Source organism: Alloiococcus otitis ATCC 51267 (assembly GCF_000315445.1).
Lineage (GTDB): Bacteria > Bacillota > Bacilli > Lactobacillales > Carnobacteriaceae_A > Alloiococcus > Alloiococcus otitis.
This window is the reverse complement of the sequence record NZ_JH992957.1, coordinates 184,287-210,587: the sequence shown is the minus strand read 5'-3', so window position 1 is coordinate 210,587 and position 26,301 is coordinate 184,287. Positions and strand designations below refer to the sequence as shown.

The following is a 26,301-nucleotide window of genomic DNA, read 5'->3' as shown; positions in this document are numbered from 1 at the left end:
GCAATGTCTTTCTACTACTTGTTAACCTGTCATAAAACAGCAAGAATATTATATCAGTTAGGTCAAAGGACTGCAAAATTATTTTTGATGCAAGTGGTCCAGTATTTCTTGGTGAGCCAGCTTGTTGGCGATGATAATCTCACTTTCCGTTAGAAAATCTGGATCTTGGCCTTGGAAGTCACTTAGCTTGCCCCCCATTTCAGCCATAAATACAGCTGCTGGAGCATAATCCCATGGCTTCAAGTGAGAGGCAATATAGGCTACCGTCCGGCTCATGAGAACTTCCATGGCCTCCATGCCAGCTGACCCATAGAGCCTTAAGCCTAGGGTCTGGTCGAGCAGACCTTGGAGTTTGGTCCGAGAAGAGTCGATCAAGATCTTAGAATTAAAGGCCAAAAGTCCTTGGTCCAGTCTTCGGTCTAAAAGCCCTGTAATAGGATTGTCATTGCAGTAGGCACCCTGGCCCTTGATGACATGATAAAAGCGGTCCCCCACTAAGTCATAGATGTAAGCCAATTGCCCCACCCCGTCTTCATAAAAAGCTAACATGATGCAGAAATTTTCCCTCTGCTTGACAAAGTTTAAAGTCCCGTCAATAGGGTCAACAAACCAAACTGGCCCCTTTAAGTCACTCAGCTTGTCGCCAAAACCTTCCTCACTTACAATCCTATGGTTGGGGAAGTTTGCCCTGATCTTCCCGGTCAAGAATTTTTCGGTTTGGACATCTAAGTTGGTCACCAGGTCATTGGGGCCCGTTTTCGTCTCCACCGACAAATCCTGGTTCAATTGACTAGCGATTTGACTTCCTGCCTCTTTGACCCAAGCAGTCGCCAGATCATGTACTTTATTTAAATTTGTCACAATTGACCACCTCTCTAGAAACTCTATACAGCCTATTTACTAGCAATTTTACCACAGCTATCCTTTAGAAAAAAACTTGTCATCTAAACTCACATGAATGTAAAAAAACCACTGGGTTAAACCCAGTGGTTTTCGATTCCTATCTTCAGTCAAAACTTAGATGTGGATTGCTTGGTCTAGGGCTGCTTCAGCAGTATCCATGACAGCTTCAGGAAGGGTTGGGTGGGCGTGAACAGTAAGGGTAATATCTTCTAAGTTCATGCCAGATTCAATTGCCAAGGCAATTTCCGCAATGATGTCTGAAGCCCCAACACTTGCTACTTGGCCACCAACGATGACGTTGTCTTCTTTGGTGGTGATCAAGCGGATGAAGCCATCAGTCGCATTGAGAGATAGGGCACGACCGTTCCCACCGATTGGGAATTTAGTTGCTTTAACGTCTAGGCCAGCATCTTTGGCTTCTTGCTCAGAGTAACCAGCAATAGCAACTTCAGGGTCTGTAAAGGCAACAGCAGGCATTGCCTTGTAGTCCACTTCGACTTTTTTGCCTGAGATAGCTTCAGCAGCAACTTTTGCTTCATAAGAAGCCTTGTGGGCAAGAGCAGCACCTGCCACAATGTCCCCAATAGCCCAAATGGAGTCTACACTAGTTCGGCCTTGTTTGTCTACTTTGACTAGGTTGCGGTCGTCCAATTCAACGCCTGCAGCTTCTAAGCCAAGTTCATCAGTGTTAGGGGTACGGCCAACTGTGACAAGAACATAGTCAGCTTCGATGGTTTTTTCTTCGTCTTTGGCTTCGTAAGTGACTTTGACACCTGAATCTGTTTCTTCAGCTGATTTTGCTTTAGCTTTAGTCACGACATCAACGCCCTTGTTTTTCTTGAAGTCGCGTTCGACAATTTTAACCATGTCTTTGTCAAAACCGCCAAGAATGGTGTCTGCACCTTCTAAGATAGTCACTTCAGTACCAAAGTTGGCATAAGCACCAGCTAATTCACAGCCAATGTAACCCCCACCAACAACTACTAGTTTTTCTGGAATTTCTTCCAAGTTTAAAGCACCAGTTGAGTCCAATACCCGGTCAGATTTGAAGCTGAAACCAGGAATTTCAATTGGGGAAGATCCTGTTGCGACAATCAAGTTGTTGAAGCTGTAAGATTGTTTACCATCTTCAGTCGAAACACTTAACTTGTTAGGGCCATTGATATAAGCTTCGCCCATGATGATATTGACACCATTTTTCTTGAGTAATCCTTCAACACCCTTGGTCAAGCGTTTAACGACTCGGTTGTCTTTCCATTTTTGAGTCTTGGTAAAGTCAATCTCAACGTCTCCAGTTGTAATACCTAAGTCTTTAGAATCAACCGCATCGTGGTATTTGTGGCCAGCATTGATGAGGGCTTTAGATGGGATACATCCGACGTTTAAGCACACCCCGCCAATGAATTCTCGCTCGATGACAGTAACATCTTGACCTTCTTGGGCAGCCCGGATAGCTGCAACGTAACCGCCGGGTCCTGACCCGATGACTACTGTATCCAATTCTTCAGTAAAGTCTGCAACAACCATTAATGAACACCTTGTCCTTTCCTTTTGTCTGGTCTGGATTTACAAAGACAGCTGTTTGGATAACCTGCTAAGCCAGCTGACAAGACCCTATCCTTCCATGAGTAATAGGTCAGGATCTTCAATGACACGTTTCAAGTGGTTTAGGGCTCTTTGTCCATCAGCCCCATCGATCACGCGGTGGTCAATGATCAATGACAATTCTTGAACAGGGGCAACTGCCAATTCATCATTTTCATCGACTACCGGTTTTTTCTTAATTCGGCCAATTCCTAAGATAGCAGTTTCGGGGTGGTTGATGACTGGTGTGAAGAAACCACCGTTAACGGAACCAATGTTGGTAACTGAGATTGAGCCACCGGACATGTCATCTGAACTTAATTTGCCAGCCTTAGCTTTTTCAGATTTCTCCTCAATTTCGTCAGCAATTTCATACATTGATTTTTTATCTGCATCTCGAATAACCGGAACGAATAATCCACTTGGGGTATCGGTGGCTATACCTATATTATAATAGTTTTTGTGAATAATTTCATCTGTAGTGTCATCTAAAGATGTATTTAATACGGGATATTTTTTCAAGGTTGATACCAAGGCCTTAACAATATAAGGCAAGTAGGTCAATTTTACCCCTTGTTCGGCAGCCTCTTCTTTAAACCGACTACGGTGGGCAATGAGTTTTGTCGCATCGGCTTGGTCAAAGAGGGCGAAGGATGGGATGGTATTGGAACTGTAAGACATACCATTTGCGATTGCCCGGCGTGTCATGGACATTGGTTCGCGAGTTTCTTGGTCTTCAAATGGTGAAGAGTAAGCTTTGACTTCTTGGCTAATGGTTTGCCCTTGACCTGTTTGATCTTGGGCTTGTGGGCTAGCAGAGCCGTCAAAGTTGTCTATATCTTCTCGAGTGACCCGTCCACCCTTACCAGTTGCTTGGACTTGGCTGATGTCGACGTCTTTGTCTCTAGCATATTGTCGAACAGATGGCATGGCTAGGACTTGCTTGTTAGGGTCAGCTTTTTCAACTACCCCACCACTAGCAGCGGGCTGACTGGCTTCTTGATCTTCCTCTTTTTCTTGGCTGTCTTGGTCTGCCTGGTCTTGACTGCTTTCTTCTTCCTCATCGTCTTCTGACCCATCGTCAATTTTAAGGATAGGGTCACCAACTCCGACTAAAGTTCCAGCTTCAACGATAAATTCTTGGATAGTCCCGTCAACTGGTGATGCCAACTCTTCCACTGACTTATCGTTTTGGACTTCAGCTACCGAGTCACCTTCTTCAACGGTATCCCCTTTTTCGACTAACCAGCTGACAATTTCACCTTCAGCCATCCCTTCGCCGACGTCAGGTAGTTTAAATGTGAATGCCATATTTGATCGCTCTCCTTTTAAACGTGTGTGATTGGATGTGGTCTCAAGCAAAGAGGGAATGGCCCTTGCCAATGAGGAAACCATTCCGACTCACTGCTTGACATAAATCATCTAACTTGCTTAGAAGTTAATGGATTCTTTCACTGCTTCAATAATGTCATCTGCACCAGGCAACCATTCATTTTCAATTTCGCCAAATGGGAAGACGGTATCTGGGGCAGAAACATATTTGAGGGGTGCTTCAAGTGATAGGATTGACCGCAAGGCAACTTCTGCGATCACTTGACCGCCCACTCCTGCTTGTCTTTGGGCTTCTTGGACAAAGACAAAGTGGTTGGTTTTTTCAATTGACTCGGTAATGGTTTCGTAATCTACCGGTGAAACAGTTCGCAAGTCAATGACTTCAACCGAAATATCTTCTTTCTCTAATTCTTCAGCTGCCTTCAAGGCTTCGCGGACCATGTATCCATATGCGGCAACTGTCACATCGCTTCCTTCTTTGGCTACATTGGCCTTGCCAAGTTCGATTTCATATTGTTCTTCCGGCACTTCTTGGCGGAAAGACCGGTAAAGTTTCATGTGTTCGAGGAAAACAACTGGGTCAGGGTCGCGTAAGGCTGCGGTTAGAAGGCCTTTTGCGTCATAAGGGTTGGATGGAATAACGACTTTCAAACCAGGAGACTGAGCCATCAAGCCTTCTAGAGAGTCCGCGTGCATTTCTGGCGTGTGGACACCTCCGCCAAATGGTGAACGAATGGTGACTGGGAAGTTAATGTCTCCCCCCATACGGTAACGTTGGCGGGCAATTTGACCAGAAATTTCATCCATGGTCTCAAACACGAAACCAAAGAATTGGATTTCCATAACTGGTGTAAAGCCTTGTAGGGCTAAACCAAAAGCCATGCCCCCTATACCAGATTCAGCAAGAGGAGTATCGTTAACCCGGTCTTCACCATATTTGTCAAAGAGTCCTTGAGTTGCCCGGAAGACCCCGCCGTTTTTACCGACGTCTTCACCAAAGATAATCATCTTGTCATTTTGTTCCATCTCTTGGTCAAGGGCTTGGGTAATCGCCTTGATCATGGTCAATTGATTACTAGCCATGGTTAATTACTCTCCTTCTCTTGGTATTTTTTGATTTGTTCTTTGATATTAGCAGGTTGGTGTTCGTACATCGCTTCAAGTAAGCCAGTAATCGTCATGTCTGGAGTTGAATCAGATTCTTTGGCTGCCTGCTTGATTTCTTCTTTGGCTTTTTCGACGACTTCTTCATGTTTTTCGTCGTCCCATAAACCTTTAGCTTCTAAATATGCTTTGAAGCGTTTGATTGGGTCACGGTCATCCCAATAGTCAAAAGACTCTTGGTCACGGTAGATGGAAGGGTCGTCACCTGAAGTAGAGTGGGCCCCCATACGGGAAGTTAGTGTTTCAATCAAGACGGGACCATTGCCAGCTGCTGCCCATTCTCTTGCTTGTTTAGAAACTGCATAAACGGCGAGTGGGTCCATTCCGTCAACTTGAACACCCGGAATACCAGCAGCTGCTGCTTTTTGGGCTAGGGTCTCAGCAGCGGTTTGCTTATGTCTTGGGGTTGAAATAGCGTAACCATTGTTTTGAATATAAAAGACAGCTGGAGCCTTGTAGCGGGAAGCGAAGTTAATCGCTTCGTAAGTGTCCCCTTGTGAAGATCCGCCGTCACCGGTGTAGGCAAAGGTGACAACATTTTCTTCGCCTTTTAACTTGACACCAACTGCGTTCCCCATAGCTTGTACCATTTGGGCACCGATTATAATTTGGGGTGGCATAGCTCTTAGGTCATCATACCGGTTCCCTTCCATATGGCCTCTAGACCATAAAAAGGCTTTGGAAATAGGTAAGCCGTGGAGAATCAATTGTGGGACATCCCGGTAACCAGGAAAAAGCCAGTCTTGTTTTTCAAAAGCATAGTGGGAAGCTACTTGGGAAGCTTCTTGGCCCTTACTTGGGGCATAAAAGCCTAGGCGCCCTTGTTTTGACAAGGCGATAGACCGGTCAAATAAGGTTCTTGACCAGACCATTTTCTCCATTAAGTCAACTAATTGGTCATCTGACAAGTCTGGCATAATATCCTCATTTACAACTTCCCCTTCCTTATCCAATATTTGAACAGTTGGGAAAGTTGCCTTGTAATTATTTAAGATTGCCTCATAATCAACTGGCTGTGTTGATTCTGAGTTCAAAGATTCAACTGAGCTTTCTTGCACACGTTGATCGCTTTGTTCTTTCGCCATAAATAATCCCATTCCTCTCATTATGGTAATTGTAATACAGGCTTAGTGGCTGTTACACTTCGTCTGTCGATTTAAATTTAGCATGGAACGAACCATTTTTCAAGCTTTTTATTATAATCGATTTCATCATGATAATTATACGACTTGCTTTGACTCACTCTGAAATGAAACCTGGCTAGTCCGAGCAAGCTTTAAGCCTATAACACCATTTCAAAACTGTTATAATTTGCTTCTTATGCAATTTCTTTATAAGCCTTATCCTCAAACAAGTTAATTGCTTAATTTTTATCTTATTGCTATACTAAACTATTGATTAGGAGTGGTAAAATGATCACAATGAAAGATATTATCCGGGAAGGTCACCCCACCTTACGAAAGGTTGCTGAAGAAGTTACCTTTCCTCTCGATGACGCTAGCAAGCAAACGGCTCAAGATATGTTAGAATTTGTCAAGAACAGTCAAGACCCTGAGCTTGCGGAAAAATACGATCTTAGACCCGGGGTTGGGATAGCAGCCCCTCAGATCGATATCTCCAAGCGTTTTATCGCTGTCTACTTGTCTGAAGAAGAAAATGACGGCCAGGAATTTAGCCGGATTATGTTTAACCCTAAAATTATTAGCCATTCTGCTGGCAAGACGGCCCTACCAACTGGTGAAGGTTGCTTGTCAGTTGACCGCAAAGTAGCGGGAATCGTGCCCCGGGCTGCTCGGGTTAAAATCCAGTATTTTGACCAAGATGGCCAGAAGCATGAAGAACGCTTGCGCAACTACCCAGCTATTGTGGTTCAACATGAAATCGACCACTTAAATGGCGTTCTCTTCTTTGACCGGATTGATCCCGATAACCCTCTGGCCCTACCAGATGACGTGGAATTATTAGGGGTTAACTAACCTAACTTACCTTGATCATCCCATATTAATAAAACAAAACGCTCAAGGCTTGTCCATAGTACGAAGCTTTGAGCTTTCTTTTGTGAATTTATAGTAAATGAAGGCCAGCTTACTAAAGCGTTAGACCTTAATGCAAAGTCTCCTTGTCACAATCTATTCTCATCCTAGCATATGTAAATCTATACTTGAAGATAGACTTGTGATAAACTATAAAGTAGCTCTAATTGGGCCCAAGACGCCAATTAGAAATAGAACTGGAAAATATTTTTTATGATAAGGAGATATAAGACAAGATGACAGTCGACATAAATAACAATGAAGTTGCCATATTTGGTATCGGAGGCTTAGATGAAATTGGTAAAAACACCTATGGCGTCCAATTTCAAGACGAAATCATCATCATTGATGCAGGGATCAAGTTCCCAGAAGACAGTTTGCTGGGGATCGACTATGTGATTCCCGACTACACCTACTTGGTCGAAAACCAAGATAAGATCAAGGGGCTTTTTATTACCCACTCCCACGAAGACCACGTTGGGGGCATCCCCTATTTACTAAAAGAGATCAATGTCCCGATTTATGCCGGTCACCTAGCTTCTGCTATGATCCGCAACAAACTCAGCGAGCACAAACTCTTGCGGTCAACTGAAATTCACGAAATCGATGAAGATACAGTTATTAAGTTGGACAAGACATCAGTTGGCTTCTTTAAAACGACCCACTCTGTCCCTGAATCATACGGGATTGTTGTCAAAACACCTAACGGCAACATTGTCCAAACGGGTGACTTCAAATTTGACTTTACCCCAGTTGGTCAACGCGCCAACCTCCACAAGATGGCTCGTATCGGTGAAGAAGGTGTCCTGGCCCTCCTATCTGATTCTACCAACGCTGAGGTTTCCGGCTTTACCCAGTCAGAACAAGTAGTGGGGGAAACCATCCTAAAACTTTTGCAAAATATTAATAGTCGGATTATTTTTGCCACCTTCGCTTCTAATGTTTCTCGGATTAACCAGGTGGTCCAAGCCGCCCACCAAACCGGACGGAAAATTGCAGTCTTTGGTCGGTCCATGAACAACTCCGTTGAAGTGGCCCAAGAAATGGGGATTATTGAATCTGATACGGATATTTTCGTCAATGCCCATGACTTAAAACAGCTAGATCCTCAAGAGACTTTAATCCTCTGTACAGGGTCTCAGGGTGAACCCATGGCTGCTTTGAGTCGAATTGCCAATGGAAGCCACAGGCAAATTTCCATCCAGCCAGGTGATACCGTGGTCTTCTCTTCCTCGCCGATTCCAGGCAACACCACTTCCGTTAATAATGTCATCAACCAATTGATGGAGGCTGGCGCTGAGGTTATCCACGGCGAGGTCAACACCATCCACACTTCCGGTCACGGTAGCCAGGAAGAGCAAAAATTGATGCTCAGTCTCATGCGACCGAAATTCTTCATTCCTATCCACGGAGAGCACCGGATGCAAAAAATCCACGCCAACTTAGCTATCCAAACCGGAGTAGAAAAAAACAACTGCTTCATTTTGGATAACGGTCAGGTCCTAGCCATGACCGAAGATTCAGCCCGCTTAGCTGGTGATTTCCCAGCCGGGTCAGTTTACATCGACGGCAGTGGGATCGGGGACATTGGCAGTGTGGTATTAAGAGACCGGAAGAACCTATCTGATAACGGCTTAGTTGTAGTCGTCGCAACCATCGATACCCAAAAACGACAGGTTATTGCTGGACCGGATATCGTCTCCCGGGGCTTTATTTACATGCGGGAGTCAGAAGATTTGATCAAGCAGGCCCAAAGAGTCGCCTACCAGTCCATCCAAGACTCCTTCCAATACAAGCATGTCAATGAATATAAGCTCCGCAATAACCTGACAGAAGCCGTTAAATCCTTCTTATTTGAAGAAACCGAACGGAAACCCATTATCCTACCTGTTGTATTAACCAGTAATTAAACTGAATAAAAAATCAAACAAAAAAGCCGAGACAATTGTCTCGGCTTTTTTACTCAGCTAAACCATGGCGGTAGGCGTAGATAGCAGCCTGGGTTCGGTCCACCACATCTAACTTAGACAAGATATTGGAAACATGAGTTTTAACCGTCTTCAAGGTAATAAAGCAAGCATCAGAAATTTCCTGGTTACTATAGCCCTTAGCAATATAAGAAAGGATTTCCAGCTCTCTTTTGGTCAAGTCATCATGAGGCTGGCTTGCCTGGTCATGGCTGTGCCTTTGAATAACTTTCTGGGTCACCTCTTCTTCAAAAACGCTATCCCCTTTGTCAATGGCCCGGATAGCATTGGCTATTTCAGCAGCAGAAGAAGTTTTGAGCAAATAGCCACTTGCCCCGGACTCCATGGCCGGGAAGACCTTCTCATCATCAATAAAGCTGGTTAGGATAATAATTTTGGCTTGGGGCCATTCTGTCATTATAGCCTTGGTGGCTTGGATGCCATCCATCCCATCCATAACCAAGTCCATCAAAATAATATCCGGTTTTTGGGTTAAGGCCATCTCCACGCCTGTTTGTCCATTGTCAGCCTCACCGACCACTTCCATATCACTCTGGATGGAAAAATAAGACGATAAACCCAGTCGGACCATGGGATGGTCATCGACTAACATTACTTTAATCATTAGCTTCCTCCAAATCTATCGGAATCGTTATCTCCACACTGGTCCCTTGATTTTTTAGGGAGACAATCTTGACATTGCCCCCCATGCCAGAAATTCTCTCCTCAATATTAGCCAAGCCATAAGAGCCAGACCGGTCCTCGTCTAGGTCAAAGCCTAGGCCATCATCCACTACCCTTAAGACAATCTTTTGAGGCCTTTCTTTGAGATAGACTTCCACTTCCTCAGCTTGAGAGTGTCTTAAGACATTAGATAAAAGTTCTTGGACCACTCGGAAGAGGTCATCTTCTATACTGGTGGGTAAGGTCACCTCGTCTAAATCTTGCTTGATAGCCATCTTAACCTTACTGGCTAACTCTTTTAATAAGTGACTGATGCCTTCTTTTAGAGACTTATTGTTGAGTTGGACAGGCCGCAAGTGCAGCAAGAGGGCCCGCATTTCTAATTGAGAGTTGTTAATTATCTGCTCCACATTAGCCAACTGCTGGCTGATAGCCGGATAGTCTTGAGCCAAGAGGTCTTGCTCATTTATAGCCGATAAAATCATAGAAGAGGCAAAAAGGTGCTGGCTGACTGAATCGTGGAGCTCCCGGGCAATCCGTTTGCGTTCAGCCTCCAAAATTTCTTCCCGGGTCTCCGTCCCCAACTGGGCCTGCTCTTCCTTAGTTAAAAGGATTTCATTGGAAATGCTGATCAATTTTTTCTGGAGCTGTAAAAAGGCCTGGTCAATTTTGGGGCTGATCTGAGCCTTGGGGGCATAAGTCATCCGGGCTATTAAGTTGGAAGAATAATTTCCTTCAATGAGCGACTTCAAGGCTTGTTCAATTTTTCGGTCTCGCCGGTATTTTAAAAGGGTGGGGATCCCGTAAAAAGCCAGGGTCAAAATAAAGGAAAAAATAAGCAAGACCATTAAGTAGGGAAAGGAGTAATAGTCATCTATTACTAAACCCACTAGGCTATATTCCGTAAAGTATCTGAGAGTGACCGCTATAGCCAAAATCAAGATGATGATGACCAAGATATTGGTTAAGATAAGTCTTTTGATATGATCTTTCATAAGAAGACCACCTCAACATCTCCAAAAATACTGGTTGTCATAATTTTTAACTTGCGGTCGGTCTGGTCAAAATGGTCTGACCGGTAAGTGACCACCTCATTGTTTAAGGTTAACTCGTCCTCCCCAATCCGTACCTTGCCTAGCAAAATACTAATGTCCAAAGAAACAGCGACCTCTTGGGGAATCAAAATCTTCAAGTCCCCAAAAACCTTGCGGATTAGTATAACATTTTGATCCTTGGGCATGATGGTGTTGCCCAAATCAATGAAGGTGTCCCCTGCAAACTTGGTATAGACAATATCTTCCCATTGATAAACCAAATTTTCATCGCTTTCGCGACCAATCCACTTACGCCGTGTCCGCTTGATGGATCTTTCGTGGTCTTGGTCAAATTTTACTGAGATATATTCACTACCCGTCCAGGAAAAATTTGTTTCAAACAAGCTATCTTTCAGCGATTGAAAGAAAGACTGGTTCCGAGTAAAAATAATGATAACAAGGATGGCTAAGATAATCCAAGCCGAATAGGTATTGAGCAAGGCCAGGCTGATGGCAGCCAAGCTCATGATGAACATTAAACTATATGACTCTTTCCCCTTGCTTTGGGTTAGGTATAAACCCACGATCCCTGCTAGGATCAATATCAAGGGGAAGGGACTGGCCGCAAGCTCAAGGCCCATGCTAGCGACTAGGACCAATATTAGGATGAAAATGACGACATCTTTATTTATTCTGTCCATGAGATTGGCTCCTATTCTTTAATACCCTTATTATACTGGTTAAAAGAGCCGATTTATAGCTTTTATAGGCAAGATCAGTCTTAGGTCCCATTCACCACTGGATAAGTTAAAAAAGCTGGAATAAAATCCAGCTTTTTTCCTAGGCTACTTCTATTATTTCGACATTCATAGCTCCACCTGGGGTTTGAATCTCAACCAGGTCCCCTACTTGTTTATCCAAAAGGGCTTGGGCAATTGGAGATTCATTGGAGATCTTGCCAGCGAAGGGGTCGCTTTCCGCCTTGCCGACGATAGTGTATTCTTCTTCAATCCCATCTGGCAACTCTTTAAAGCGGACAAGGCTGCCTAAACTGACTCGGCCGTCGTTATCTTTTTTTTCAATAATTTCCACATTTTGTAGCATGTGTTGCAAGGTGCTGATCCGACCCTCGATAAAGGCCTGTTCATCCTTGGCTGATTCATATTCCGAGTTCTCTGACAAGTCACCAAAACCCCGGGCGATCTTGATTCGCTCAACCACTTGCGGGCGTTTATTGGACTTTAAGTCTTCCAGTTCTGCTTCTAATTTTTCCTTACCTTCCCGTGTCATCGGGTAAACTTTTTCATCTGACATACTTATCACCTTTACTTTTTATTTCAATGAGGCTAAGATACCATGGTCTCCTTAAAATGTAAAGAAATTACCTGGTTCCAAGCTCTTTTATTGTCTTTCATCAAAAATATTTTGAATTTTAGTCGTAACCAAGTCAATAGCCACCTGGTTTTGCGACCCTTCTGGGATGATAATATCGGCATAGCGTTTAGAGGGTTCAATAAATTGTTCATGCATTTGCTTGACCACACTAAGATACTGGTCAATGATGGAGTCCAAGCTCCGACCCCGGTCTTGCATGTCCCGCTTAATCCGCCTGATAATCCGGATGTCATCATCAGTATCCACATAAATTTTAATGTCCATCAAGTTACGCAAGGCTTGGTCCACTAAAACCATGATACCTTCCACAATAATAACTTCCTTAGGCTCCTGGTGGATGACCTCTGAACTCCTGGTGTGACGTTTATAGTCATAGACAGGTACATCGACAGCCTGGTTATTTAAGAGGGCCTTGAGTTGATCGACCATGAGTTCTGTATCAAAGGCTAGGGGGTGGTCATAATTAGTCTTGAGTCGGTCTTGGAAGTCCAAATGACTCTGGTCCTTGTAATAAGAATCATGCTCTAAGATCATGATGGACTTACCGGGGAAGTGGTTGTAAATCGCCTTGGTAACACTGGTTTTCCCACTGCCCGACCCACCGGTTACCCCTATGACCAAGGGCTTTTCCTTTTCATCCATTTTTTCACCTTCATCCCTACACCATAAAACATTGGACCGAGGCCCAATGTTTTGTGGCTTTTCTATTCATTTAATCGGAATAAAATCCTATTCTTCTGGTTCTGCCTCAGTTTCTTCAGTCTCTTGGCCTTCTTCTGAACCATCCCCATTGTCTCTCAAGTATTGGTTTTGGTATTCCAAGTGTTGTTCATAGGTCTCTGAGAAGTAGACTTCCTTGGTTTCCAAATCAGCTAGGAAGTAAAGATAGTCTGTTTCAACTGGGTTTACAGCTGCATCAATGGAATTGGCAGAAGGGCTGTTAACTGGCCCAGGTCCCAGTCCAGTATGCTGGTAGGTATTGTAGGCTGAATCAACTTCTAAGTCATCATAACTAATCCGCTCTTGGTGCTGTCCTAGGGCATAGGTGACACTGACATCGGTTTGCAGCATCATCCCCAGGTCCAAGCGGTTGTGGAAGACACCGGAGATTACTTGCCGGTCCTCATCCGTGATTCCCTCCCTTTCAATAAAGGAAGCCAGGGTAAGGATTTCATGGACGGTAAAGTCAGATGCTTCAATATCACTCAGGTGAGGTTCCACAACGGCATTCATTTGGCTAATCATTCGGCCAACGATGGTCTCCAGTGAGTCCTCTTCAGTGTACTCATAAGTAGCCGGATAGAGATAACCTTCCAACTTATACCGGGTATCATCCCGGTCAGCCGTCTCCCCTAAGAGGTCAGGGTAATTTTCAGCTTGGCCTTGGATAAAGTCTTCATCCTGGACTAGGTCCATAAATTCCTCTTCTGTGTACTGGGTTTCATTGCCGATGATTTCAGCAAATTGCTCTAACATATAGCCCTCAGGGACATTGAAGGTTGCTGTTTCAACCCCAATCGGTTGCCCACCCTCTTGGAGATAGTCCGTAATCTCTTTTAAAGACATAGACGGTGACATTTCATAAGTCCCAGCCTGGAAATCTTGCTCATCATTCATTCTTAAATAAGTATTATACACAAAGGCACTGTCAATGACCCCTTCTTCCTCCAAAATAGAGGCAATATTGGACCGGGAAGTCCCCTGGGGGATTTCCACTTCAATAACTTCATCACTTGTTTCATCCTTGGGTCCAAGGGCTGAATTGACAAAAAAGTAGCCTGATACCAAAAAAACAAGCAAAAGGACGACCAAGACCGATAAGGTGATGGTCACTATTTTTTTGACAGTCCTATCCGAACCATTCTTTACCATAACTTAACCTACCTTCTATCACAAATACATACTCGGAAACATTATACCGAATCTATCAATAAAAGCAAAAATATAGCGAATGATTTTTGTGGTTTTAAAAACACTGTAACATTTGTAAAGTCATGTAGGCAAGGATAAAGCTAGGCTGGCCTATAAAAGATTTAAAATAATTGCTATAATGGAAATTAAAAGATTAGATCAGGGAGTGTTCTTATGCCAGAGATAAATTCGACCATTGCATCCATGTCCATTCCACAAACTAGGTACTTTTCTAATAAGGCTAGTGACTATGATGATGCCGTCAACCTCACACTTGGAGTTCCCGACTTTGACACCGACCCCCTTATTAAGCAAGCTCTAGTCGATGCCTTTGTTGACAAGAAGTCCCTGAAATATTCCCACAATGCGGGTTTAATTGAACTGAGACAGGCCATTAGCGACTATTACTTCAACAAATACCAGGTCCACTTTGACCCTGAAGACCAAATCATTGTGACTGCTGGAGGAAGTGAAGCCATTGACTCCTCTTTAAGAACTATTTTGGAAAAGGGCGACCAAGTCATTATCCCCCAACCAGCCTATCCTGCCTACCAGGCAATTGTGACCATGTTAGGCGGTGAGGTCATCCCAATCGACACCTCAGAGACTAACTTTGTCCTCAGCCCACAACAAGTAGAGGAAAAAATCACTCCAAAAACCAAAGCTATCATCTTAAACTATCCGACCAACCCCACTGGTGTGTCTGTAAATCAAGACCAGGCCCAAGCCTTGGTCAAGGTCATCAAAGACCATGATATTTTCCTCTTGAGCGATGAAATTTATGGTGAAAACAGTTTGACCCAAGACCATGTCAGCTTCAGTCAATTTCCTGAAATCAAGGACCAGGCAATTATCATTAATGGCCTATCCAAGTCTCATGCCATGACCGGCTGGCGACTCGGTTACCTCTTAAGTTCTAAAAAACTTACCCAGTCCATCCTCATCCCCCACCTCAACAATACTATCTGTGCCAGCCTTCCTAGCCAATACGCTGGTCTGGCTGCCCTCAAACATGGCCTCCATATTCCTCAAAAAATGAACCAGGCCTACCGGGAGCGACTAGCATACCTGGTTCAGCGCTTGGATAAGATGGGCCTCGACTATAGCAAATCCCAAGGAAGCTTTTACATCTTCCCTTCAATTAAGTCCTATGACCCCAATGCCTTTAACTTTTGCCTAAACTTACTAGAAGACCAGCATCTTGCTGTGGTTCCTGGCTCTGCTTTTGGTCAAGCTGGCGAAGGCTATATCCGAATTTCCTTTGCCACTTCCCTTGACCAACTTGAAGAAGGGATGGACCGGCTAGAAACATTCCTGTCCACTTACTCTACTGGAGATTAGGTCTGGCAAGAAGAATCCAATAAATCGATATTATTTATGACAAAGGAGGAAGCTAGAAAACTTCCCCCTTTTATACCCCCTAGCTTCATTTTACGGCTAGGGGATTTTAGTAATTCGTTTCGTTAACATCTTAGTTTAGTCAAAAACTTCATTTTGCAAGACTTGGTCAATGTCCTGTCTCTTGGTTACCAGCTTGTGGTCCTTGCCTTTGACAAAGACCACAGCTGGTTTAAGCATGAGATTATAGTTGGAAGACATGGAATAATGGTAGGCCCCGGTAGCTAAGACAGCCAGTCTGTCTCCTACTTGTAATGACTGGGGGAGGGGCTTGTTTTTCCCGATAATATCGCCACTTTCACATAGCTTGCCTACTACCTGCTTGGGCTTCCAGGAGGAATTGGATGGGGCTTTAGTGGTGGGCAAGATAGTATACTCAGCACCGTATAAGGCTGTCCGGATATGGTCACTCATTCCTCCGTCAATGGAAACATAAGACGGATAGCCTGGAACTTGCTTGATGGTACCGACTTCATAAAGGGTTACAGCAGTGTGCCCCACCAAAGACCGGCCTGGTTCAATACCTAATTTGGGTAGCTGGTAATCTTTTTCCTGGCAGTAGTCCATAATAGCCCCAGCTAGTTTGGCGATGCCGGGTTGGACGTCAAAAGCCACATCCTCTTCCTGATACTGAATGCTAAAGCCTCCACCCATGTTTAAGAACTGGACTGGAATCTCTTGGTCATGGGCCCAGTCTAAAACCAACTGAGCCGTTTCAAGCATCACACTTGGATCTTGGACCTGGGAACCCAAGTGGAAATGGAGACCGATAAAATTCAACTTAGGACAAGCTATAACCTTATCAATGGCTTGCTTGGCCAAGCCCTCTCGAAGCGAAAAACCAAACTTGCTATCTTCCTGACCTGTCTGGATGTAGGCATGGGTCTGAACAGCTATACCTGGATTAAGCCGGACCATCACATCCACTTCATCCTGGGCTAGGTCATTGATCCGGTCAATTTCTTCAAAAGAATCAGCTACAAAGTGACCAATGCCGGCTTGCAAGGCAAATTTGATTTCCTCCAGGCTCTTATTATTGCCATGAAAGTGAATTCGGTCTGCCGGGAAGCCCGCTTTAAGGGCTAGGTATAATTCCCCATAAGAGACCACATCTAAGTCTAAGCCCCAATCAGCCATCAACCTCAATAAGTAGACATTACTAAAAGCCTTACTAGCATAGGAAATACTGTAAAAGTCATCTGCCTTAGCCTGGTCACTTAAGTCTAAACCCTGGCGGAAACCCTCCTGGTACTTGTGAATAGTGGCTTCGATTTCCTCCTGGTCGTAAACAATTAAGGGGGTTTGGTAGTGGTCTGCAAGACTATCTAAGCTAAGCTGGCCCATAGACAATTTTTGGTCATCGTTATAATAAAGCGACATTAGTCATACTCCTTTATCAAGCTGTTTAAATTCAAGGCTGACAACTGCTGGGAATTGGCCCCTACACCTTTGTGGGTGAAGTAGTCTATCCGAAGGTTCGGATCGGGGCTATAAAGGTAGACCCGGTCCCCAATTTGAACCTGGTCATCTACTTCAACCAAGAGGTGGCTCATCATTAAACCAACGATGGGGTAATCTTTGCCCCTGATCTGGCAGGGGTAGTCGGCCCGAGCTTGCAATAGGCCGTCCCCATAGCCAATATCCACGATGGCCAGTTGGGTCGGTTGATGGGATGCCTGGTATTTGAAGGAATAGCCTGCATATTGGCCCTGGTTTAGCTGTCTAACCTGGACCACAGAAGCTGACACTGTCAGTGATTGATCAATCCGGTCATTGGCCAAGTCATCATAAGGTTTGGCCCCATACAAGGCAATCCCCAGTCGGCTATGGGTATGGTGGGGTAAGAGTCCTCCTTCCCTGAAGAAACTGGCCGAATTTTGGGCATGGATGTAGTGAAACTGGTAACCATCATCGAGGAGGTCTTCTAAAAGGTCAAGCCATTCTTCTCTTTCCTTACTGTATTCATCTCCTGGTCCATCCAGGTCATCGGCATAGCCAAAATGGGTCCAAATACCCTGGATGTCTAGCTTGTTTCGGTGAGCTAGGACTTGGTCAATTTCCTCCCGGTTTTTTAAGCCAGACCGGTGCAAGTGGCTCTCATACTCTAACTGGAGGGGAAGGTCTTCAAGCTGGTCTTTGAAAGTATAAAAATAATCTAAAGAGGTTAGGGTCAATTGAATATGGTATTTTCGGGCTAAGTCAAATTCTCTGGTCGGGTTAGTGAGTAAAATCGTCGCTTGGGGCGCCCTTTTCCGGACGGCTATAGCCTCATGTAAAGAGGTTGTGACAAAATGCTGGATGCCGATTTGTAAAAACTGGTCTACAGCAAAATCCAAACCGAAATTATAGGCATTATTCTTAACCACAGCAAAGCAGTCCGCCTTTTGGACTAATTTCTCGGCATTTTCTTGAAAAACCTGGCTGTCGACAGTCCATCTTCCTGGCATTTTATCCCTCCTCCTTACTAGCTATATCCAAGTCCAGTAGCTTTTCATAATAGTCCGCTATTTTGATTAGGTTCATTTCGTCAAAATTGAATTCAGGTGTATGAAGACCCGCAGTAAAGTTTTTGTCCAGGTTTTGGACTCCAAAAAAAACAAAATAAGATGGCGCTAGTCTTTTGTAAAAACTAAAGTCTTCACCAAATAGGAAGGGTCGGTCTGCCTCCACCCCGATTAAGCCTACCTGGTCAATGGCCTGCTGTACCTCTGCTTTCAAACTTGGGTGGTTGTCAGTGGGTGGATAACCTTGGTTGTAGGTCAAATCAGCCTCCACCCCGGTCATGCTTTGGACTGACTCAACCAGTTTACTTAAGGATTCTTTAATGACTTGCAAGTCACTGGCTTCATAAGTCCGGATGGTGCCCTCTAAGTAGCCATCTTGGGCGACCGTGTTGATGGCCTCACCTGCTCTCACTTGGCCAATATGGATAATATTATGGTTTAGTCCGTTCAAGTGGTAGTGATTGATAAGGGGGATCTGGCTTAAGAGGATAGACAAGGCTTCAATAGCCGAATGTCCTTCTTCCTTGTGGGCTACATGGGCAGATTGTCCCTTTAAGTAGATCCGGTATTCTGTAGCGGAAGCGGTAATGGGGCCATCCTTGTAAATAACCCGGCCTTCTTCTAGGCTAGGCAAGAGGTGGACTCCGTAAACTTTTTCTACATTAAAATCATCAAAGGCACCTGCTTCAAGCAGTAAGTTGCCCCCACCATAGCTTTCTTCTGCAGGTTGGAAGATGAATATAACATTGGCCTTCAAGTCTCCTGCCTGGTGGCGGTCGCTTAACCGCTTGGCAAATAAGAGAAGAGCTGTCATGTGGCCATCATGACCACAAGCGTGCATGACACCTGGTGTTTTACTTTGAAAGTCATGGTCTTGCTTTTCCTGAATAGGCAGAGCGTCGATATCTGACCGAAAGGCAATAAAGCTGTCGCTATCACTATCTCCTTTCATATAGGCCAAGACCCCTGTATCCAGAGGTCTGACATACTGAATGCCCCACTCCTCTAAATAGGAAATAATAGCTTGGGTAGTTTGGTGTTCTTCCAGGCTCTCTTCAGCTAACTGGTGGAGCTTCCGGCGTGTTTCTACCACAAATTGACCCTGGTCCATATTCTAACCTGTCTCCCTTCATCTTTCATTGCTGGTCATCTAATTGTCTTAAGGCTTGGGCAATTTCTTTTTTATTGTCGTCCACATCTTGGACAGATTTTATAACCTTAGCCGGTGTTCCAGCTACGACCTTGTGGGCAGGCACATCTTTGGTCACGACTGACCCAGCTGCCACAATCGCTCCTTGGCCAATACGGACTCCTTCTAAAACAACCGCATTAGCCCCGATAAAGGCATCATCTTCGACCACAACTGGGTCAGCAGAAGGGGGTTCAATGACACCTGCTAGAACAGCACCCGCTCCAATATGAGCATTTTTACCCGTAATCGCCCGGCCACCCAGGCAGGCTCCCATGTCAATCATGGTCCCTGGGCCGACGACGGCACCGATATTAATAACGGCTCCCATCATAACGACAGCTCCATCGTGGATTTCAGCCTCTTCCCGAATAAAGGAACCGGGTTCAATCCGGGCATTGACCTGGGTCAGGTCCTTGAGTGGAATGGCTGAATTGCGTCGGTCCAGCTCCACTTCAGATTGGTCCACTAAGTCCCGGTGGTCAGCGATAAAGGCCTGCCAATCTTTTAACTCAGTGAAAATAACAAGAGATTGGTCTGTCCCAAAAACTTTAAAAGAATCTGGGAAAGTTGTCTTTGAAAAGTCTCCATTAACATAAACTTTTACCGGGGTTGACTTCTTAGCCTGGCTGATATACTCGATAATTTCTTGGGCATTCTTTTCTTGGATATTGTCAGTCATAAAAGCCTCCTATAAGTTGTCAAAGCTGTAGTAACCGGGTTCTTTGTCAATCAATTTCGCCCCAGCCCGGAGAGCCCCTCTGGCAAAAATAGCCTTGGACCCTGCCTGGTGGGAAATCTTGATACTTTCATCTGGTCCAGCAAATAGAACTTCATGGTCCCCCACAATGCTGCCCCCTCTTAAGGTATGAATCCCAATCTCATCGGGGTTCCGTTTGCCTGAAGCTTCATGCCGATCATAGTTAGGGTAAGAGTCAGGTCTAGCCTCACTGACTAGGTCTAACAATTTTACCAATGTTCCACTTGGGGCATCCACTTTTTGATTGTGGTGGGCTTCCAAAAGTTCAACATCGTAATCCTGGAGGAGACTAAGCGCCTTTTCTAGGATTTGGCTTAGGGCATGGATCCCATAACTCATATTGGCTTCGAAAAAGACCGGAACATGGTCTGCTTGCTGGTGTAAGGCTGCTTGAATTTTGTCTTTTTCCCCTGTGGTGGCTACTACTATAGGCACTTGGAGGTCCTCTTCTAGCAAGGGGAGAAGGTGGTCAGGGTGAGAAAAATCAATGATCAAATCTGCTGAAGCCTGGTTAAAGGAATCCAGACTAGGATAGTCTTCTTGCTGGTTTGGGGCCACTACCCCGACAATAGTATGACCTTGGTCTTGAGCGACTTGAGCCACTAACTGATTCATGGTCCCGTATCCACTTAAGATAATATTCATGATTGCACTCCTTCATGGTATCTTTGGTAAGCTTTAATCAATTCAATCTCTTCTTTCGGTCCCAATTCAACAAGGGGTAGGCGAAGCTTGTTTTGGGCCAAGTTGAGGTGGTGGGCTAAGGCCTTAATCGGAATTGGATTGACATCAACATTCAAGGCCTCCACCAAGTCAAACAAGGCTTGGTAGTTCCCTTCTGGTTGGTCATAGACTTGTTGGAAGTCGCTAGGGAGAACGTTGGCCAAGACCGATATTACCCCATGGCCACCCAGTTGGTAGTAGGACTGGATATTGCCATCGTTGCCACTGTAGAAACTAAAGGTGTCTTGAACCCTTTCCTTGGCTTGCTTAAAGAAGTCCAAGTCCCCTGTGGCATCTTTCAAACCAATGATTTGGGGGTGGTGGCTTAACTCTTCTAGGGTGGCTAATTCAATTCGCATCCCTGTCCGGCCTGGCACATCATAGAGGATGGCTGGCAAATCGACTTCTCCTAGAATACTTTCATAGTGTTTGATTAAGCCTCGCTGGTTGGTTTTATTATAGTAAGGGGTAATTAGCAAGAGACCATCTGCTCCTAGTGCCTGGGCTGCCTTGGCATTTTCAATGGACTGGGCCGTATTGTTGGTACCGACATTGGCAATAACTTTAACCTTGGAATCAGCCAAGTCCACCACTGTTTTTAAGATTTTTTCCTTTTCATCCTTGGTCAAGGTGGAGCTTTCCCCAGTTGTACCATTGACAATAAGGGCCTGACTTTGGTTCTGGATTAAAAAATTGACCAGTTGACTTAAGCTAGTATAGTCCACCTGTCCCCAGTCATTGAAGGGGGTGAAAAGGGCTACACCTGTACCTGTGAATAAGTGACTCATGATGTCCTCCTATCTTTTAGCCTCTGCTTTTCATTACTTCTTCTAAGATTTGGACGGTGTTTAAAGCTGCTCCTTTGAGCAGGTTGTCTGCTGTACACCAGATATGGAAGGTGTTGGACAGGGTGGCGTCAGACCGAATCCGGCCAACATAAATATCATCACTACCAGCGGCTTCTAAGGCTTGGGGGTAAATCTCTTGGTCTGGTTGGTCTCTTAAGACCACTCTGGGGTCCTGGTCGAATAGGGCTTGAATGGAAGCCACGTCAGTCGGTTGGTCTAAACTAACATTGATATGAACACTGTGTCCATCCGATACCGGAACCCGGGCACAGGTGGCGGTGGTCGGAATGTCTTTGCCTAGGATTTTCTGGGTTTCGTCAATCATCTTTTGTTCTTCTTTGGTGTAGCCATCTGGTAAAAACTGGTCAATATGGGGGAGGACATTGTTGTATATGGGATAAGGATAAGCCTTAGGTGGGGTACCCTCTGGTCCATTAGCCAAGTCCTCCAAACCTGCCTTACCTGACCCGGAAACAGCTTGATAGGTTGTATAGGCTACCCGAGTGACTTGGTAGGCCTCATCTAATATTTTGAGGGGAACAACTGATTGTATAGTGGAGCAGTTAGGGTTGGCGATGATATGGCGGTTCAATTTAGCCTGGTTGACCCCTGGGACGACTAAGTCCATGTCATCTTCGTTTCGAAAGCGACTGGAATTATCAATCACAATGGCTCCACTGGCTTCAAAAATAGGAGCAAATTGGTCACTGACTGAGCTGCCTGCACTCATTAAAACATAATCAAAGCCTTCTTGGGCCGCTTGATCAGTCAGCTCGCGAACTGTCAATGGTTGGTCTTTAAAAACAAGTTCCCTACCAGCTGACCGACTGGAAGAAAAGAGGGTGAGGTCATCAATTTCCACCCCTCTTCGGTCCAAAACGTCTAAAATTTTACGGCCAACAACACCTGTAGCACCTACAACTGCTAATTTAACCATTTATATCCTCCTTTGTTATTCCAAAAGCCTGGCACAAGCTAGCAACTGCTTGGTCTGCCTTCTTACGATCGATGACATAAGAAATACTAATTTCTGAAGTGGTGGTCTGGTAAAAAGGAATAGCCTGGTTGATCAAGGCCATAAATGCTTTGGAAGCGACTCCGGACATCTCACGCATCCCGGACCCAACCAAGGAAATTTTGGCATAATGGTCGCTAATCACGTAAGATAAGGCAGGATAGTCTTCTTTCAGGCCTTGTAACCAGTGTGACAGGGTATTGGATTCATCCGACTGGTAGGTAAAGGAAAACTGCAAGGCTTGGTCGTTATTAATCTGAGAGATCATGTCCACATTAATTTCGTTTTTTTGTAAAAATTCAAACAACCGTCTTAAAAGATTGATGTTTTGATCGGGATAGGTCATGGTAATATGGGACATGTCCATATCCAAGGCTACCCCCGTTACTGCTTTCTTTTCAAATAATTCCTCTTCAGCCACTACCCATGTTCCTCCTTGGTCTGATAATGTTTTCCCCAGGTATATCTTGACACCATAATTTTTGGCTATCTCCACGCTCCGGCTCTCCAAAACGCCTGCACCCAAGGCGGACAATTCCATCATTTCTTCATAGGTGATCAAGTCTAGCTTGGGAGCTTGAGGAAAAACCCGGGGGTCAGTCGCAAACACACCTGGAACGTCAGTATATATTTCGCAAGGGGCCTTTAGTGAAGCTGCAATGGCCACTGCCGTTGTATCACTACCGCCCCGACCGAGGGTGGTCATGTCTGAGTCTTGGTTGACCCCCTGAAAGCCGGCCACAACCAGGCAATCATAGTCCTTCAACTTGTCTTGAAAGAGACCCGGGTCCATAGTCTTGATCTTACTTTTTAAAACATGGCCTGAGGTCTTAATGCCTGCCTGGTAGCCGGTCAAGGATTTAGACTTGACACCTAAGTCATTTAAAACCAAAGAAAGATAGGAAACCGATTGTTGCTCTCCGGTCGATAGGAGCAAAGCCAAGTCTTCATTTTTAGGATCTGGTGTCAAACTAGCCACCGAAGCTAATAGCTGGTCCGTGGTCTTGCCCATGGCACTGACGACTACGATACATTGGTCGCCTTGGTCTACCCGCTTTTGGATGTAGCGGGCAATATCTTTAATTTGGTCAAAATTACTAACGGACGACCCACCGTATTTTAAGACTGAAACAGACATAAGTCCTCCTTTAATCAAACAATGAAAAAAGACAAGTTCGAGTGGCCGAACTTGTCCCAAAAATTAACTACAGTGGTATAAAACAAGTGATGCACTCCATTATTAAAATAATGACAGACCCATAGCTCTTAACCTCTAGGTCCAAAACTTCTAAGCTGTAACTTAGACGAATCTCGGCACGTCACCCTTTCACCTAAACCCGCTTACAGGCAGTCTATTTAGGCTAGTTATGATCCGTGCGCCTCATCAATAGTGTTATAAAATATTTAAATGTTTGCTTTAGCTTTATTTCTTAGCTTGACTATCATATTAAATAAAATGAGAAAATAAGTCAAATAAAATCATTATTTTTTTATTGATTTGTCAGCCGGAAAGATCTTCTTCTGCAATGTACTAACCAGATAAATAAAAGGAGGCCTACAAGCCTCCTTCTTTAAAATATTAATCCTAGTCTTCTTCCTCTTCTAAAAAGGTATTCAAGACTTCTTCAACCATGTCCCATTCTTGGTCAGACTCAATCGGAAGCAGTTGGCCTTCTAATCCTCCATCTTCTTCCCGGTAAGCAAAGGCTTTGAGTTCAATCTCTTCATTGTCAGCTTCCTTGGCTGGGTAAAGTAAGACATAAGATCGGTCAAAATCTTCTGATTCAAAAGTAAATAAGATTTCGTGCAATTCCTCATTGCCGTCTTGGTCGATCAAGTTTAAGTAGTCATGGTCATTGTTACTCGACATAAGCATCCTCATTTCTGTCTATCCATATAAGTCTGTAAAATAGCCTGAGCAGCCAGCTTGTCAACCAGTTGCTTACGCTTCTTCCTGGAAAGGTCGCCTTCTTCGATCATCATCCGGTTAACCTGCATGGTGGTCAAGCGTTCATCTTGGTAAGTCACTGCTACCCCGCAGGCTTCCTCGAGCATGCGGCCATAATTCAAGCTTGCTTGGGCCCGGTCTCCAATTGACCCATCCATATTTTTAGGCAGGCCTACAACAACTTTAGAGACCTCGTATGCCTCAACCAAGGCACAGACTTGGTCCAGGCCAAATTCTTTTCTATTTTCATTGATTTTGATGGTTTCCAAGGACTGGGCAGTCCAACCCAAAGGGTCGCTCACTGCGATGCCAACTGTCTTGGATCCCACATCAAGACCCATTACCCTCATTTTTCGTCGATATGGTCCATGTAAAAGGTAATGAGTTCTTCTAAGATTTCGTCTCGTTCATGACGTTTAATCAAATTACGTGAGTCATTGTGGCGAGGAATGTATGCTGGGTCCCCTGATAATAAATAACCTACGATTTGATTGGTTGGATTATAGCCCTTTTCTTCTAAAGATTGATAAACGGTTTTAAGTGTTTGACTCACTTCTTGTTCGCCATCAATCTCAAAGTTAAAGCGCATGGTACGATCGCCATGATCAGTGTTAGACATACTTCTTCCTCCTATTCTTCATGGAACTACCTACTAACTATCTTACTAAAAAAACAAAAATTTAACAATACTTTCTAGCTTAGTTCCCTCTATCTTCTCTAGAGTAATCAAACATATGTGACACCCGCTTCTAGGAATAACGCTTGTTAGCCTAAACAACCAACTCATTTTTTCGCCCTACCGGTCAAGGAGGAAAGCGTAGCGGTCCTTGACCGGGAGAAGAAAAAATGTAAACTGATGAAGGCTAAGAAGCGACTTCTGCCCTATACTGATCGACCACTTGATTAGGACTTCGAAAATTGAGGACTTTTCGGACAATGTTATTATGGCGACTCATATACCGCTGGTGTTGCTTCTTCATATCCGCTTCCGATGTAAAAACGCGCTTACTATAAAAACGAACTTGATCTTCCCGGTGGCTTCTTTCGACCTTTCCGTTTTGCCAAGGGGAGTAGGGCCGGGTGTTTCGGTACTGAATGCCAAGCTCTTTTAAGCGTTGTTCAAACAAGGTCTTTTTCGTTGTTTTATCGGGATCGTTAACAAACTCAGCCCCTTTATCAGTTTGAACCATCTGAATTTGAAAGCCCAGCTGGTCTTGTAAATCAAGCAGAAATTGGGCCGTATGCGTGACACTTTTTTCGTCGACGATGGTACAGTGTCGTTTGCGAGAGAACTCATCAATGGCCGTGATTTGGTAGTAACGACGGTCATAACTCTCAAACTGAATGCATTCATGAGGGACGTATTTGATATCAATTTGGACTTTTTCACCGGGATAAGACACCGGGTCCGCTTGCCATTTTGATTTGGGATAGCGTTTGGGGGCAGCTTCTTCCGACATCCCCCATTTGCGGTCTCTAATCTGCTTACTCATACTGCCATAGGACCGACGATAGCCCCTTTTCTGACATTCAACGTAAACCTGGGCAAGCCCTTCATGGCCATAGCGTTGATAAACTTTTTTAATCAAGGTCAGCTCCTCTTTTTGGTGCTGACGAGGATGGCTATGGGGCCGAGTGGACTGGTTTCGCAGACTTTCGACCGTGCCATCATAACGGTCTCGCCACCGTTTGACCTGCATCCGGTTGGTGTGGTAACGGCGGGCTGCTTGGGCATTGTTGCCCTGTTTGATCGCATATTTTACAACTTTTTCGCGATAACGCATTTCTTCTGTTATAATAGCCATACGAGGATGCTTCCTTTCTGTTGGGTGCTAACTTCAGTATAGCAGAAGCATCCTCTTTTTTAATGGTTTTGTGTCACATAAGTATTATACTCTAACATTCTAGC

General features: G+C 44.6%; 26 protein-coding genes and 1 riboswitch. Of the genes, 3 read left to right on the top strand and 23 right to left on the bottom strand.

Translation table 11 applies throughout. From position 1 onward, the window contains the following. Positions 1–78: 78 nt before the first annotated feature. The 5 genes from HMPREF9698_RS01035 to pdhA form a co-directional block, all read right to left on the bottom strand. Positions 79–861: an inositol monophosphatase family protein gene (locus tag HMPREF9698_RS01035; protein ID WP_003776412.1), complete on the bottom strand. Its 783-nt coding sequence runs from the start codon at positions 859–861 to the stop codon at positions 79–81. A gap of 156 nt (positions 862–1,017) precedes the next feature. Then, complete coding sequence (lpdA, locus tag HMPREF9698_RS01030; protein WP_003776411.1) at positions 1,018–2,430, bottom strand: dihydrolipoyl dehydrogenase; 1,413 nt, start codon at positions 2,428–2,430, stop codon at positions 1,018–1,020. Positions 2,431–2,517: 87 nt separating this feature from the next. Beyond that, entirely contained in the window at positions 2,518–3,798 is a 1,281-nt protein-coding gene (locus HMPREF9698_RS01025; RefSeq protein ID WP_003776409.1) for a dihydrolipoamide acetyltransferase family protein, read from the bottom strand. Between the two features lie 120 nt (positions 3,799–3,918). Further along, positions 3,919–4,902 (bottom strand): alpha-ketoacid dehydrogenase subunit beta, encoded by a 984-nt coding sequence (locus HMPREF9698_RS01020; RefSeq protein ID WP_003776408.1) that lies wholly within the window; start codon positions 4,900–4,902, stop codon positions 3,919–3,921. 2 nt (positions 4,903–4,904) lie between these two features. Beyond that, positions 4,905–6,068, bottom strand: coding sequence for a pyruvate dehydrogenase (acetyl-transferring) E1 component subunit alpha (pdhA, locus tag HMPREF9698_RS01015; protein ID WP_003776406.1), 1,164 nt, complete (start codon positions 6,066–6,068; stop codon positions 4,905–4,907). Between the two features lie 327 nt (positions 6,069–6,395). On the opposite strand from pdhA, the gene def reads away from it, so the two are divergent. Continuing rightward, positions 6,396–6,959, top strand: coding sequence for a peptide deformylase (gene def, locus HMPREF9698_RS01010; protein WP_003776404.1), 564 nt, complete (start codon positions 6,396–6,398; stop codon positions 6,957–6,959). Between the two features lie 293 nt (positions 6,960–7,252). Then, positions 7,253–8,926, top strand: coding sequence for a ribonuclease J1 (rnjA, locus tag HMPREF9698_RS01005; protein WP_003776402.1), 1,674 nt, complete (start codon positions 7,253–7,255; stop codon positions 8,924–8,926). A gap of 49 nt (positions 8,927–8,975) precedes the next feature. Here rnjA and HMPREF9698_RS01000 read toward each other — a convergent pair whose 3' ends face one another. The 6 genes from HMPREF9698_RS01000 to mltG all read right to left on the bottom strand — a co-directional run bounded on the left by HMPREF9698_RS01000 (position 8,976) and on the right by mltG (position 13,968). Beyond that, complete coding sequence (locus HMPREF9698_RS01000; protein ID WP_003776400.1) at positions 8,976–9,608, bottom strand: response regulator transcription factor; 633 nt, start codon at positions 9,606–9,608, stop codon at positions 8,976–8,978. Beyond that, positions 9,601–10,662, bottom strand: a complete 1,062-nt coding sequence (locus HMPREF9698_RS00995) for a sensor histidine kinase (protein WP_003776399.1) — start codon at positions 10,660–10,662, stop codon at positions 9,601–9,603. Before HMPREF9698_RS00995 ends, HMPREF9698_RS01000 begins: the two co-directional genes overlap by 8 nt. Further along, complete coding sequence (liaF, locus tag HMPREF9698_RS00990) at positions 10,659–11,402, bottom strand: cell wall-active antibiotics response protein LiaF (RefSeq protein WP_003776398.1); 744 nt, start codon at positions 11,400–11,402, stop codon at positions 10,659–10,661. Before liaF ends, HMPREF9698_RS00995 begins: the two co-directional genes overlap by 4 nt. Before the next feature lie 139 nt (positions 11,403–11,541). Then, positions 11,542–12,015 carry a transcription elongation factor GreA gene (gene greA / locus HMPREF9698_RS00985; RefSeq protein WP_003776396.1) on the bottom strand — a complete coding sequence of 158 codons (474 nt, stop codon included), beginning with the start codon at positions 12,013–12,015 and terminating at the stop codon, positions 11,542–11,544. Positions 12,016–12,102: 87 nt separating this feature from the next. Continuing rightward, positions 12,103–12,738 carry a uridine kinase gene (udk, locus tag HMPREF9698_RS00980; RefSeq protein ID WP_003776395.1) on the bottom strand — a complete coding sequence of 212 codons (636 nt, stop codon included), beginning with the start codon at positions 12,736–12,738 and terminating at the stop codon, positions 12,103–12,105. 87 nt (positions 12,739–12,825) lie between these two features. Then, positions 12,826–13,968: an endolytic transglycosylase MltG gene (gene mltG, locus HMPREF9698_RS00975; RefSeq protein WP_003776394.1), complete on the bottom strand. Its 1,143-nt coding sequence runs from the start codon at positions 13,966–13,968 to the stop codon at positions 12,826–12,828. A gap of 213 nt (positions 13,969–14,181) precedes the next feature. Here mltG and HMPREF9698_RS00970 point away from each other — a divergent pair, with 213 nt between their 5' ends. Beyond that, entirely contained in the window at positions 14,182–15,348 is a 1,167-nt protein-coding gene (locus HMPREF9698_RS00970; RefSeq protein WP_003776393.1) for a pyridoxal phosphate-dependent aminotransferase, read from the top strand. A 135-nt stretch (positions 15,349–15,483) separates the two neighbouring features. Here HMPREF9698_RS00970 and lysA read toward each other — a convergent pair whose 3' ends face one another. The 12 genes from lysA to HMPREF9698_RS00910 form a co-directional block, all read right to left on the bottom strand. Further along, positions 15,484–16,785, bottom strand: a complete 1,302-nt coding sequence (lysA, locus tag HMPREF9698_RS00965) for a diaminopimelate decarboxylase (protein ID WP_003776390.1) — start codon at positions 16,783–16,785, stop codon at positions 15,484–15,486. After that, positions 16,785–17,852, bottom strand: a complete 1,068-nt coding sequence (locus HMPREF9698_RS00960) for an alanine racemase (RefSeq protein WP_003776388.1) — start codon at positions 17,850–17,852, stop codon at positions 16,785–16,787. Before HMPREF9698_RS00960 ends, lysA begins: the two co-directional genes overlap by 1 nt. A gap of 1 nt (position 17,853) precedes the next feature. Beyond that, on the bottom strand, positions 17,854–19,020 hold the full coding sequence (locus HMPREF9698_RS00955; RefSeq protein WP_003776386.1) for a M20 metallopeptidase family protein: 1,167 nt from the start codon (positions 19,018–19,020) through the stop codon (positions 17,854–17,856). A gap of 25 nt (positions 19,021–19,045) precedes the next feature. Further along, positions 19,046–19,780, bottom strand: a complete 735-nt coding sequence (gene dapD, locus HMPREF9698_RS00950) for a 2,3,4,5-tetrahydropyridine-2,6-dicarboxylate N-acetyltransferase (protein WP_003776384.1) — start codon at positions 19,778–19,780, stop codon at positions 19,046–19,048. Positions 19,781–19,789: 9 nt separating this feature from the next. Further along, positions 19,790–20,503 carry a 4-hydroxy-tetrahydrodipicolinate reductase gene (dapB, locus tag HMPREF9698_RS00945; RefSeq protein ID WP_003776381.1) on the bottom strand — a complete coding sequence of 238 codons (714 nt, stop codon included), beginning with the start codon at positions 20,501–20,503 and terminating at the stop codon, positions 19,790–19,792. Beyond that, positions 20,500–21,369 carry a 4-hydroxy-tetrahydrodipicolinate synthase gene (dapA, locus tag HMPREF9698_RS00940; protein WP_003776380.1) on the bottom strand — a complete coding sequence of 290 codons (870 nt, stop codon included), beginning with the start codon at positions 21,367–21,369 and terminating at the stop codon, positions 20,500–20,502. The genes dapB and dapA overlap by 4 nt, the downstream gene beginning before the upstream one ends. 16 nt (positions 21,370–21,385) lie before the next feature. Continuing rightward, positions 21,386–22,366: an aspartate-semialdehyde dehydrogenase gene (locus tag HMPREF9698_RS00935; RefSeq protein ID WP_003776378.1), complete on the bottom strand. Its 981-nt coding sequence runs from the start codon at positions 22,364–22,366 to the stop codon at positions 21,386–21,388. After that, entirely contained in the window at positions 22,359–23,582 is a 1,224-nt protein-coding gene (locus HMPREF9698_RS00930; protein ID WP_003776376.1) for an aspartate kinase, read from the bottom strand. Before HMPREF9698_RS00930 ends, HMPREF9698_RS00935 begins: the two co-directional genes overlap by 8 nt. A gap of 81 nt (positions 23,583–23,663) precedes the next feature. Next, positions 23,664–23,837: riboswitch (Lysine riboswitch) on the bottom strand. Between the two features lie 192 nt (positions 23,838–24,029). Next, on the bottom strand, positions 24,030–24,314 hold the full coding sequence (locus HMPREF9698_RS00925) for a DUF1292 domain-containing protein (RefSeq protein ID WP_003776374.1): 285 nt from the start codon (positions 24,312–24,314) through the stop codon (positions 24,030–24,032). 8 nt (positions 24,315–24,322) lie between these two features. Continuing rightward, positions 24,323–24,742 carry a Holliday junction resolvase RuvX gene (gene ruvX, locus HMPREF9698_RS00920; protein WP_003776372.1) on the bottom strand — a complete coding sequence of 140 codons (420 nt, stop codon included), beginning with the start codon at positions 24,740–24,742 and terminating at the stop codon, positions 24,323–24,325. Next, positions 24,739–25,011, bottom strand: coding sequence for an IreB family regulatory phosphoprotein (locus tag HMPREF9698_RS00915; protein ID WP_003776370.1), 273 nt, complete (start codon positions 25,009–25,011; stop codon positions 24,739–24,741). Before HMPREF9698_RS00915 ends, ruvX begins: the two co-directional genes overlap by 4 nt. A gap of 244 nt (positions 25,012–25,255) precedes the next feature. Further along, entirely contained in the window at positions 25,256–26,197 is a 942-nt protein-coding gene (locus HMPREF9698_RS00910; RefSeq protein WP_003776368.1) for an IS481 family transposase, read from the bottom strand. Positions 26,198–26,301: the final 104 nt, after the last annotated feature.

What these genes read in the sequence shown, in the direction of transcription:
- lpdA (WP_003776411.1), bottom strand. Translation starts at nt 2,430, where the DNA reads ATGGTTGTTGCAGACTTTACTGAAGAATTGGATACAGTAGTCATCGGG.
- HMPREF9698_RS01025 (WP_003776409.1), bottom strand. Translation starts at nt 3,798, where the DNA reads ATGGCATTCACATTTAAACTACCTGACGTCGGCGAAGGGATGGCTGAA.
- HMPREF9698_RS01020 (WP_003776408.1), bottom strand. Translation starts at nt 4,902, where the DNA reads ATGGCTAGTAATCAATTGACCATGATCAAGGCGATTACCCAAGCCCTT.
- pdhA (WP_003776406.1), bottom strand. Translation starts at nt 6,068, where the DNA reads ATGGCGAAAGAACAAAGCGATCAACGTGTGCAAGAAAGCTCAGTTGAA.
- def (WP_003776404.1), top strand. Translation starts at nt 6,396, where the DNA reads ATGATCACAATGAAAGATATTATCCGGGAAGGTCACCCCACCTTACGA.
- rnjA (WP_003776402.1), top strand. Translation starts at nt 7,253, where the DNA reads ATGACAGTCGACATAAATAACAATGAAGTTGCCATATTTGGTATCGGA.
- HMPREF9698_RS01000 (WP_003776400.1), bottom strand. Translation starts at nt 9,608, where the DNA reads ATGATTAAAGTAATGTTAGTCGATGACCATCCCATGGTCCGACTGGGT.
- HMPREF9698_RS00995 (WP_003776399.1), bottom strand. Translation starts at nt 10,662, where the DNA reads ATGAAAGATCATATCAAAAGACTTATCTTAACCAATATCTTGGTCATC.
- liaF (WP_003776398.1), bottom strand. Translation starts at nt 11,402, where the DNA reads ATGGACAGAATAAATAAAGATGTCGTCATTTTCATCCTAATATTGGTC.
- greA (WP_003776396.1), bottom strand. Translation starts at nt 12,015, where the DNA reads ATGTCAGATGAAAAAGTTTACCCGATGACACGGGAAGGTAAGGAAAAA.
- udk (WP_003776395.1), bottom strand. Translation starts at nt 12,738, where the DNA reads ATGGATGAAAAGGAAAAGCCCTTGGTCATAGGGGTAACCGGTGGGTCG.
- mltG (WP_003776394.1), bottom strand. Translation starts at nt 13,968, where the DNA reads ATGGTAAAGAATGGTTCGGATAGGACTGTCAAAAAAATAGTGACCATC.
- HMPREF9698_RS00970 (WP_003776393.1), top strand. Translation starts at nt 14,182, where the DNA reads ATGCCAGAGATAAATTCGACCATTGCATCCATGTCCATTCCACAAACT.
- lysA (WP_003776390.1), bottom strand. Translation starts at nt 16,785, where the DNA reads ATGTCGCTTTATTATAACGATGACCAAAAATTGTCTATGGGCCAGCTT.
- HMPREF9698_RS00960 (WP_003776388.1), bottom strand. Translation starts at nt 17,852, where the DNA reads ATGCCAGGAAGATGGACTGTCGACAGCCAGGTTTTTCAAGAAAATGCC.
- HMPREF9698_RS00955 (WP_003776386.1), bottom strand. Translation starts at nt 19,020, where the DNA reads ATGGACCAGGGTCAATTTGTGGTAGAAACACGCCGGAAGCTCCACCAG.
- dapD (WP_003776384.1), bottom strand. Translation starts at nt 19,780, where the DNA reads ATGACTGACAATATCCAAGAAAAGAATGCCCAAGAAATTATCGAGTAT.
- dapB (WP_003776381.1), bottom strand. Translation starts at nt 20,503, where the DNA reads ATGAATATTATCTTAAGTGGATACGGGACCATGAATCAGTTAGTGGCT.
- dapA (WP_003776380.1), bottom strand. Translation starts at nt 21,369, where the DNA reads ATGAGTCACTTATTCACAGGTACAGGTGTAGCCCTTTTCACCCCCTTC.
- HMPREF9698_RS00935 (WP_003776378.1), bottom strand. Translation starts at nt 22,366, where the DNA reads ATGGTTAAATTAGCAGTTGTAGGTGCTACAGGTGTTGTTGGCCGTAAA.
- HMPREF9698_RS00930 (WP_003776376.1), bottom strand. Translation starts at nt 23,582, where the DNA reads ATGTCTGTTTCAGTCTTAAAATACGGTGGGTCGTCCGTTAGTAATTTT.
- HMPREF9698_RS00925 (WP_003776374.1), bottom strand. Translation starts at nt 24,314, where the DNA reads ATGTCGAGTAACAATGACCATGACTACTTAAACTTGATCGACCAAGAC.
- ruvX (WP_003776372.1), bottom strand. Translation starts at nt 24,742, where the DNA reads ATGAGGGTAATGGGTCTTGATGTGGGATCCAAGACAGTTGGCATCGCA.
- HMPREF9698_RS00915 (WP_003776370.1), bottom strand. Translation starts at nt 25,011, where the DNA reads ATGTCTAACACTGATCATGGCGATCGTACCATGCGCTTTAACTTTGAG.
- HMPREF9698_RS00910 (WP_003776368.1), bottom strand. Translation starts at nt 26,197, where the DNA reads ATGGCTATTATAACAGAAGAAATGCGTTATCGCGAAAAAGTTGTAAAA.